Annotated in this window: 8 protein-coding genes; all 8 read left to right on the top strand. The window is 72.0% G+C overall.

Annotation, left to right across the window (positions count from 1 at the left end; all coding sequences use genetic code 11):
* Position 1: 1 nt before the first annotated feature.
* The 8 genes from hisD to AC07EG_RS20845 all read left to right on the top strand — a co-directional run bounded on the left by hisD (position 2) and on the right by AC07EG_RS20845 (position 8,157).
* Positions 2–1,303, top strand: coding sequence for a histidinol dehydrogenase (gene hisD, locus AC07EG_RS20810; RefSeq protein ID WP_478254782.1), 1,302 nt, complete (start codon positions 2–4; stop codon positions 1,301–1,303).
* The gene (locus AC07EG_RS20815; protein ID WP_478254783.1) at positions 1,300–2,064 is read left to right on the top strand and encodes an SDR family NAD(P)-dependent oxidoreductase; all 765 of its coding nucleotides are present in this window, start codon (positions 1,300–1,302) and stop codon (positions 2,062–2,064) included. The genes hisD and AC07EG_RS20815 overlap by 4 nt, the downstream gene beginning before the upstream one ends.
* Positions 2,061–2,792: an HpcH/HpaI aldolase family protein gene (locus AC07EG_RS20820; protein ID WP_478254784.1), complete on the top strand. Its 732-nt coding sequence runs from the start codon at positions 2,061–2,063 to the stop codon at positions 2,790–2,792. The genes AC07EG_RS20815 and AC07EG_RS20820 overlap by 4 nt, the downstream gene beginning before the upstream one ends.
* Before the next feature lie 100 nt (positions 2,793–2,892).
* Positions 2,893–3,813 (top strand): carbohydrate ABC transporter permease, encoded by a 921-nt coding sequence (locus AC07EG_RS20825; protein ID WP_478254785.1) that lies wholly within the window; start codon positions 2,893–2,895, stop codon positions 3,811–3,813.
* Complete coding sequence (locus AC07EG_RS20830) at positions 3,810–4,718, top strand: carbohydrate ABC transporter permease (protein ID WP_478254786.1); 909 nt, start codon at positions 3,810–3,812, stop codon at positions 4,716–4,718. Before AC07EG_RS20825 ends, AC07EG_RS20830 begins: the two co-directional genes overlap by 4 nt.
* Positions 4,715–6,073: an ABC transporter substrate-binding protein gene (locus AC07EG_RS20835; RefSeq protein ID WP_478254787.1), complete on the top strand. Its 1,359-nt coding sequence runs from the start codon at positions 4,715–4,717 to the stop codon at positions 6,071–6,073. The genes AC07EG_RS20830 and AC07EG_RS20835 overlap by 4 nt, the downstream gene beginning before the upstream one ends.
* A 13-nt stretch (positions 6,074–6,086) precedes the next feature.
* Positions 6,087–7,082 (top strand): nuclear transport factor 2 family protein, encoded by a 996-nt coding sequence (locus AC07EG_RS20840; protein ID WP_478254788.1) that lies wholly within the window; start codon positions 6,087–6,089, stop codon positions 7,080–7,082.
* 16 nt (positions 7,083–7,098) lie between these two features.
* Positions 7,099–8,157, top strand: a complete 1,059-nt coding sequence (locus AC07EG_RS20845) for an ABC transporter ATP-binding protein (protein ID WP_478254789.1) — start codon at positions 7,099–7,101, stop codon at positions 8,155–8,157.
* Positions 8,158–8,309 lie beyond the last annotated feature (152 nt).

Below are 8,309 nucleotides of genomic sequence, written 5' to 3' on the forward strand. Positions count from 1 at the left end.
CATGCCCGAAATCCTGAAAGCCCCCGCTCCGGCGGAATCGGCGCCGGGTGGCGACCCCGGCGTGAAGACCCGGGTCGCGCAGATCATCGACGACATCCGCCACCGGGGTGACGCGGCGGTCGCGGAGTACTCCGCGTTGTTCGACAGGTGGTCACCGGAGTCGTTCCGGCTCTCCCCGGAGCAGGTCGACCGGATCGTCGACGGCGTGCCCGAGCAGGTGCTGGCGGACATCCGCTTCGTCCAGGACCAGGTCCGCACCTTCGCCGAGCACCAGCGGCGCTCGCTCGGCGAGTTCGAGGTCGAGACGCTGCCGGGGGTGCGCCTCGGCCAGAAGCAGATCCCGGTCGCCGCCGCCGGGGCGTACGTGCCGGGTGGCCGCTACCCGCTCACGGCCTCGGCGCACATGACCATCGTGACCGCCAAGGTGGCCGGGGTGCCGCGGGTGGCCGCGTGCACGCCGCCGATCCGCGGGGCGGTCCCGGCTGCCACCGTCGCCGCCATGCACCTGGCCGGGGCGGACGAGATCTACCTGCTCGGCGGGGTGCAGGCGGTGGCCGCGCTGGCCGTGGGCACCGAGTCGATCCCGCGGGTCGACCTGCTCGCCGGGCCGGGCAACGCCTACGTGGCCGAAGCGAAGCGGCAGCTGTTCGGTGAGGTCGGCATCGACCTGTTCGCCGGCCCGACCGAGGTGCTGGTGGTCGCCGACGAGACGGCCGATCCGTTCGTCGTCGCGGTGGACCTGCTCTCCCAGGCCGAACACGGCCCCGACTCCCCCGCTGTGCTGATCACCACCAGCCGGGACCTGGCCACCGCCGCCATGGAGCACGTCGAGGCGCTGCTGCCCGGGATGCCCACCCGCGACTTCGCCGAACCGGCGTGGCGCGACCACGGTGAGGTCGTCGTCGTGGAGACCCTCGACGAGGCGTTCGCCCTGGCCGACACCCACGCCAGCGAGCACGTGCAGATCCTGACCGCGGAACCGCGGCAGGCGCTGGAGGAGATGACCCAGTACGGCGCCCTGTTCCTCGGCTCGGGCACCTGCGTTTCCTACGGCGACAAGGTGATCGGCACCAACCACGTGCTGCCGACCCGCGGGGCCGCCCGCTACACCGGCGGGTTGTGGGTGGGCAAGTACCTCAAGACCGTGACCTACCAGGAGGTCACCGATCCGGCGTCGAGCGCCCGGCTCGGCGAGGTGTGCGGACGCGCGGCCCGGGTCGAGTTGTTCGAGGGCCACGCGCGGTCCGGTGACGTCCGCGTCGCGGCGGCCGGTGGACCGCGACCGGCCTGGGCGGGCCGGTGAGCCCCGGCCTGGCCGGGCGGACCGCGCTGGTCACCGGCGGCGGCTCGGGACTGGGCCGGGCGATGTGCCTGGCACTGGCCGAAGCCGGGGCGCGGGTGATCGCCACGGGACGGCGCCGGGACGCGGTGGAGGAGACCGCCGGGCTGCTCGCCACCCCGGGACGGGCCGAGGTCGTCGATGTCAGCGACCCGGAATCGGTGCGGGCGCTGGTGGCCACCCTCGCCGACGAGCAGGTCGACGTGCTGGTGAACAACGCCGGTGTGCCCGGCCCGGTGCGGCACCTGGTCGACGTCGAACCCGCCGAATGGGACGACGTCTTCGCGGTGAACGTCCGCGGGACCTACCTGGTGTGCCGCGCCTTCCTGCCGCCGATGGTGGCGGCGGGGCGCGGCGACGTGGTCAACGTGGCCTCGGTCAGCGGGAAGCGGCCGCTGACCGCGCGGACGCCGTACTGCGCGTCGAAGATGGCGGTGCTCGGACTGACCACGACGCTGGCGGCCGAAGTCGGCCCGCACGGTGTCATGGTCAACTCGCTGTCACCGGGGCCGGTGCGGGGACCGCGGATGGAGCGGAACTTCCGGCTGGAGGCCGAGCGGACCGGAACCTCGAGCGAGCAGGCCGAGCAGGCGTTCGTCGCCCGTGCCGCCCTCGGGCGCATGGTCACCGAGGCCGAGGTGGGCGCGGCGCTGGTCGCCATGCTCGGCATGCCCGGCCTGTGCGCGGCGGACATCGACCTGTCGGCGGGGATGGTGGCCCGGTGACCCCGCTGAAGCAGGAGCTCGCCGAGGGCGGACGGGCGACCGGGGTGCTGCTGCGCCTGCCCGCGGTGGGGCTGGTGGAGCTGGCCGGGGTGGCCGGCCTGGACTTCGTGCTGCTGGACTGCGAGCACGGCCCGGCCGACACCGAGCAGGTCCAGCACCACCTCAACGCCGCCGACGCACACGGACTGGCCACGCTGGTGCGGGTGGGCAGCGCGGAGCCCGCGCTGATCCTGCGGGTGCTCGACCTCGGGGCGCAGGGGGTGGTGGTCCCGCACGTGGACACCGCCGAGCAGGCCGCGGCCGTGGTCGCCGCGGCGCACTACCCGCCGCTGGGTGAGCGCGGTTTCGCCAACTACACCAGGGCCGCCCGCTTCGGCAGCCGCTCGCCCGCCGGCTACCTGGCGCACGCCGCAGCCACCACCATGGTCATCCCGATGCTGGAAACGGCTCGGGCGTGCGAGAACGCCGCGGAGATCCTGGCCGTGCCGGGGGTGGACGCGGTGATGCCCGGCCCCGCCGACCTGGCGGTGTCGATGGGCGCACTGGACGACCGGCAGGCGGTGGCCGGCGCGATCGCCGCCGCCGGTGCCGAAGCGGCCGCCGCGGGCAAGCCGGTGCTGCGCATCGCCGGGGACGCCGCGGCGGCGCGGGCCACCGGATCCCGGTTCGTCGTCTACAACCTGACCCAGGTGCTGCTGGACGCCTTCCGGGCGCTGACATACGAATAACGGCCGGCTCGAAAGGCACAGGAACACCTATTGCAGGATCTGTGAATACGCATACACTCAGCCAACCGACCACCGGAGCGCCCTCATCGAGGAGGTCACCGTGACGACAACCAAGAGCCCGCCCGCCGCCGGCCGCGCCCGGCGGTGGCGCGGGCACGCGGTCGCCTACCTGCACCTGGCCCCCGCCCTGCTGGCGATCGTGCTGACCACGGTGTACCCGCTGGTGTCGGCGCTGATCACCAGTCTGCGGCACTGGCGGCTGAACGAGACCAGGGAGCCCGGCGAGTTCGTCGGCCTCGACCAGTACCGCCGGGCGTTCACCGACGACACCTTCTTCAACAGCGCCTGGGTGACGCTGCAGTACGTGGTGCTCTCGGTGGGGCTGTCGGTGGGCCTCGGCCTGCTCATCGCGCTGGTGCTCAACCGGCCGGGCAGGCTCAGCGCGCTGACCAAGGCGCTGCTCATCCTGCCGTTCGCGGTCGCCCCGGCGCTGAAGGGCTTCTCCTGGCGGTTCATGTTCAACCCCGACTACGGCGTCTACGACCGGATGCTCAGCACGGTGCTGCCGTTCACCGACGGCATCAACTGGCTCGGTGACCCGTTCTGGGCGCTGGTGGTGCTGGCGATGACCGAGGTGTGGGGCTGGGCGCCGCTGATCGGGCTGATGCTGCTCGGCGGGCTCGGCTCGATCTCCCCGGAGGTCCGCGACGCGGCCAGGGTGGACGGGGCCACGCCGTGGCAGGAGTTCTGGCGGGTGACCTTCCCGCTGCTGCGCCCGCTGCTGCTGATCATCGTCTTCCTCAAGGCGGTGTTCTCGGCGAAGGTGTTCGACCAGGTGCTCACCACCACCGGCGGCGGGCCCGGCCGGGCCACCGAAACGCTGAACTTCTTCGCCTACGCCCAGGGTTTCTCCTTCCTCGACATCGGCTACGCCTCGGCGATCTCCTGGATCATCGTGCTCGTGCTGGGTGTGCTGGCGGCGCTGTACCTGATCTCCATGACCCGGCAGGAGGCGAAATGACCGACGTCAGCGACCGCACGGTGCGCGCCGCGCGTCCCGCTCCCCCGGCCGCGGCCACCCCCGCCCGGCCGCGGCCCCGGCACCGGTCGCCGTGGCAGCGGGCCGGCCGGGTCCTGCGGACCCTGGCCACGCTGGCCATCCTGTTCTTCGTCCTCTTTCCGGTGCTGTGGCTCGGGCTGACCGCCTTCAAGCCCGCCGCGGAGGTGTTCTCCACCTCGGTGGTCTTCGCCCCGACCATGGCCAACTTCGCCGAAATCCTCGGCGGGGCCAGCGATCTGAGCGGCGCGCTGCTGAACAGCGTGCTGATCGCGGTGGCCACCACGCTGATCTCGATCCCGCTGGCGCTGCTCGCGGCCTACGCGTTCTCCCGGTTCCGCTTCCCCGGTCACCGGGCGATGCTGCTGGCGATCGTGGCCACGCAGTTCATCCCCGGGGTGGCCATCGCGCTGCCGTTCCTGACCCTGTTCCGCGCGCTGGGCCTGATCGACACGCACGTCTCGCTGATCGTGGTCAACCTGTCCCTGGTGGTGCCCTACATCACCTGGCTGCTCAAGGGTTTCGTGGACGGGCTGCCGATCGAGATCGAGGAGGCCGCCCGGCTCGACGGGTGCGGGCAGCTCACCCTGCTGTGGCGGGTGATCACCCCGCTGGCCGCGCCCGGCATCTTCGTCAGCGTGGTGTTCTCGTTCCTGTTGTCCTGGAACGAGTTCCTCTTCCCGACCTTCCTGTCGCGGACCGAGGCCAGCACGCTGCCGGTGGCGCTGATGACGCTGGTGCAACCCGAAGGCGTGGCGTGGGGGCCGATGGCCGCGGCCGGCCTGCTGGTGATGGTGCCGATGCTGGCGCTGTCGTTGCTGGTGCGCAAGCACTTCGCGCAGGGCATGACGATGGGAGCGGTGAAATGAGCCCGATCCGCAAAATCGCGGTGCTGGCCGCGGCCGGACTGCTGGCGCTGAGCGGCTGCACCGGCACCCCGGCCACGGTGGACCTGGTCTCGCAGCTGAAGACCGGCCCGGTGGACGAACTGGGCCTGGTCACCGGCAAGCCCTACGACGGCACCCGCATCCGGCTGCTCAGCTGCTGCAAGACCGCCGCGCAGTTCGCCGCGCTGCAGAAGCGCACCGCCGGCTTCACCGCGCGCACCGGCATCGAGGTCGAATGGGCCAACATCCCGTACGAGTCGTACCTGCAGAAGATCGTCGCCGAGAGCGCGGTCGGCGGCGGCACCTATGACCTGATCGTCTGGCCGGACGCCTACGGGGCCTCGGCCAAGGTCGGGCTGCAGCCGCTGGACGCCGCGCTGGCGCAGGCCGGCCGGTCGATCGGCGACTTCCCGCCGCCGTTCCAGCAGGCCGCCCGCGCCGGGGACGCGAGCACCGTCTACGGCATCCCGTTCCGGGGTTTCTCCTACAACTACTTCTACCGCAAGAGCGACTACGAGAAGCTGGGCGCGGCCCCGGCCACGACCTGGGCCGAGCTCGACGGGCAGCTCGCGGCGCTGGGCCAGGTGCAGGACAAGTACCCGGTGGCCGGGCAGTACGGCCGCAACGGCGGGCAGAACCTGTACACCTGGCTGTCCATGCTGTGGAGCAACGGCGCCGACGTGTTCGACGCCACCGGCGCCCCGGCGTTCGACACACCACAGGGCGTCGAGGCCACCGAGCAGTACATGTCGCTGCTGCGGCGCGGGCACAGCCCGCCGGAGTCGGCGAACTGGTCCGAGACCGACTCCACCCAGTCCTTCGAGCAGGGCGGCAGCGCCTCGGTGTTCACCTGGGCCTGGCAGATGGACGACTTCACCGATCCGGACAAGGTCAAGCCGGAGGTGGCCGCGGACGTCGGGGTGGCACCGATGCCGGGCTGGCCGGGCCGGACCACCGTGTCCTACGGCTACACCTGGCTGATGGGCGTGCTCAACACCTCGGAGAACCAGGGCGCGGCGTGGGAGTACCTGAAGTGGGTGACCCATCCGGTCACCGAGCGGGAGGTCGCGCTGGACAAGTCGGACCCGGCCACCAGCAACAGCATCGTGGTGCACACCGCCAACATGCTCGACCCCGAGGTCAACGCGGCCAACTTCGGCCTGCCCCGGCTGCAGGAAGCCTCGTTGCGCACGGCGAGGACCGTGCCGATGACCATCGACTGGCCGCAGGTCCAGGACAAGCTCGAGGTCGCCATCAACGAGATGGCCCACGGCGCGCCGGTGCCCGCCCGGCTCGCGGCGCTGTCCGAGGAGATCCGCGACCTGGTCCAACGTTGAGGAGACACCCGCAGTGGAACTGGACAAAGCCGCCTACGCGCCCTACGACGGGCCGGCGGAGTTCATCACGGAGTGGACCGACCGCATCTGGGTCGGCCGCGGCATCGGCCTGATCCGGGAGAACTACGCGGCCGACGCGGTGGTGCACGGCGCGAACGGCACCGTCCGCGGTGCCGAGCAGGTGGTGCGCTCGACCCTGATGAAGATCAACGCCTTCCCCGACCGCGTCGGCCAGGCCGCCGACGTGGTGTGGGAGGCGCGGGGACCCGAGGCGTTCCTCAGCTCGCACCTGGTGCTCAGCGCCGGGCGGCACACCGGCCCGGCCGCCTACGCCGCGCCCACCTTCCGCGAGTTCAACTCCTACACCATCGCCACCTGCCTCTACCGCCTCGGCGTGATGGAGCACGAGTGGGTGGTGCGGGACGAGGGCGCGGTGGTGCAGCAGCTCGGCCTCGACCCCGAGGAGGTCGCGCGCCAGGTCGCCTTCGGCGGCTGGGCCGACGAGGCGCTCCAGCCGCTGGCGCGGCCGGTCCTCGAAGCCGGGGACACCGGGCCGCGCCCCGACCAGCACCGCGGTGAGTGCGAATGGGTGCTGGAACTGGTCGAGCAGGTGTGGAACCAGCGGATGCTCCACGAGACCGAGAAGTACGTCGCCCGCGACGTCACCTCGCACCTGCCCCGCCACCGCAGTCTCGTCCGGCCCGGCGGTTACCAGCGCGGGCTGCTCGAACTGCTGGCCCCGATGCCGGACGCGCGGTTCGAGGTGCGCGAGGTGATCGCCCACGAGGACCCCGCCCGCGGCGGCGTGCGCGTGGCGCTGGTGTGGTGGCTGCGCGGGACCTACTGCGGCACCCCGGTGCACGGCCCGCTGACCGGTGCCCCGGTCACCGTGCTGGGTTCGTCGCAGTTCCACTTCCGCGACGGGCGCATCGTCGCCGAATGGCGCGTCTACGACGAAATCGCCGTGCTCGCCCAGATCGCCCGCGCCCGCGGCGACGAGCCGGCCTGAGCCCCGAGGAGTTCCCATGGCACCGGTCACCTACCACCGAGTCACCCGCCGCTACCCCGGTAGCGAACTGGCCGCGGTCGACCGCCTCGACCTCGACATCGCCGACGGCGAGTTCCTGGTCCTGGTCGGCCCGTCCGGCTCCGGCAAGACCACCGCGCTGCGCATGCTCGCCGGGCTCGAAGAGGTCGACGACGGCGAAGTGGCCATCGACGGCCGGTCGGTGACCCGGCTGCCGCCGAAGGACCGCGACATCGCGATGGTGTTCCAGTCCTACGCCCTGTACCCGCACATGACCGTGCGGCAGAACATGGCGTTCGCGTTGAAGCTGCGCCGCACCACCGCGGCCGAGGTCGACAGCCGGGTCGCCGAGGCGGCCCGGCTGCTGGACCTGACCCCGTACCTCGACCGCAAGCCGAAGCAGCTCTCCGGCGGGCAGCGCCAGCGGGTGGCGATGGGCCGGGCCATCGTGCGCGAGCCCGCGGTGTTCCTGATGGACGAGCCGCTGTCCAACCTGGACGCCAAACTGCGGGTCGAGACCAGGGCGGGGATCGCCGCGCTGCAGCAGCGGCTGGCCACCACCACGGTCTACGTCACCCACGACCAGGTCGAGGCGATGACCATGGGACACCGGGTGGCGGTGCTCAAGGACGGGGCGCTGCAACAGGTCGACACCCCGGCGCGGCTGTACGCGCAGCCCGCGAACGCCTTCGTCGCGAGCTTCATCGGCTCGCCACCGATGAACCTGCACACGGCGGCTGTCGAAGGAGGTCACGCTTCGCTGGCGGGGTTGCCCATCGCGCTGCCGCACGGGCACGCCGGGAACGAGGTGACGGTCGGCATCCGCCCCGAGGCGCTGCGGCTGGCCGGCGCCGGCGAAGCCGGGTTCGAGGCCACTGTGGAGCTGGTGGAGGAGCTGGGCGCCGATGCCTTCGTGCACGCCAAGGCGGAGGACGTGCGGATGGTGGTGCGCGTGGACGGCCGATCCACCCCGGCCATGGGACAACGGGTGCGAATCGCCCTGCGAGACCTGAGCGAAGTCCACCTGTTCGACCCGGAAACCGGCGAACGCCGCTGAGGTTCCAGTGCTGGCGCAGCACATCCGCTGCGCCAGCCCGGGCAACTCCCGGCTGGCCCCGCACCACACCCCCGCCCGCCAAACCGCCCAACACCACACCACCCACCAACCAGCGCCTCAACACTGGTCCAACAACACCCGCTGCACCAGCC

This window comes from Amycolatopsis sp. NPDC045836 (assembly GCF_056431745.1).

Excerpts from the sequence above, each read along its gene's own strand:
- hisD (WP_478254782.1), top strand. The coding sequence starts at position 2 with ATGCCCGAAATCCTGAAAGCCCCCGCTCCGGCGGAATCGGCGCCGGGT.
- AC07EG_RS20845 (WP_478254789.1), top strand. The coding sequence starts at position 7,099 with ATGGCACCGGTCACCTACCACCGAGTCACCCGCCGCTACCCCGGTAGC.
- AC07EG_RS20830 (WP_478254786.1), top strand. The coding sequence starts at position 3,810 with ATGACCGACGTCAGCGACCGCACGGTGCGCGCCGCGCGTCCCGCTCCC.
- AC07EG_RS20835 (WP_478254787.1), top strand. The coding sequence starts at position 4,715 with ATGAGCCCGATCCGCAAAATCGCGGTGCTGGCCGCGGCCGGACTGCTG.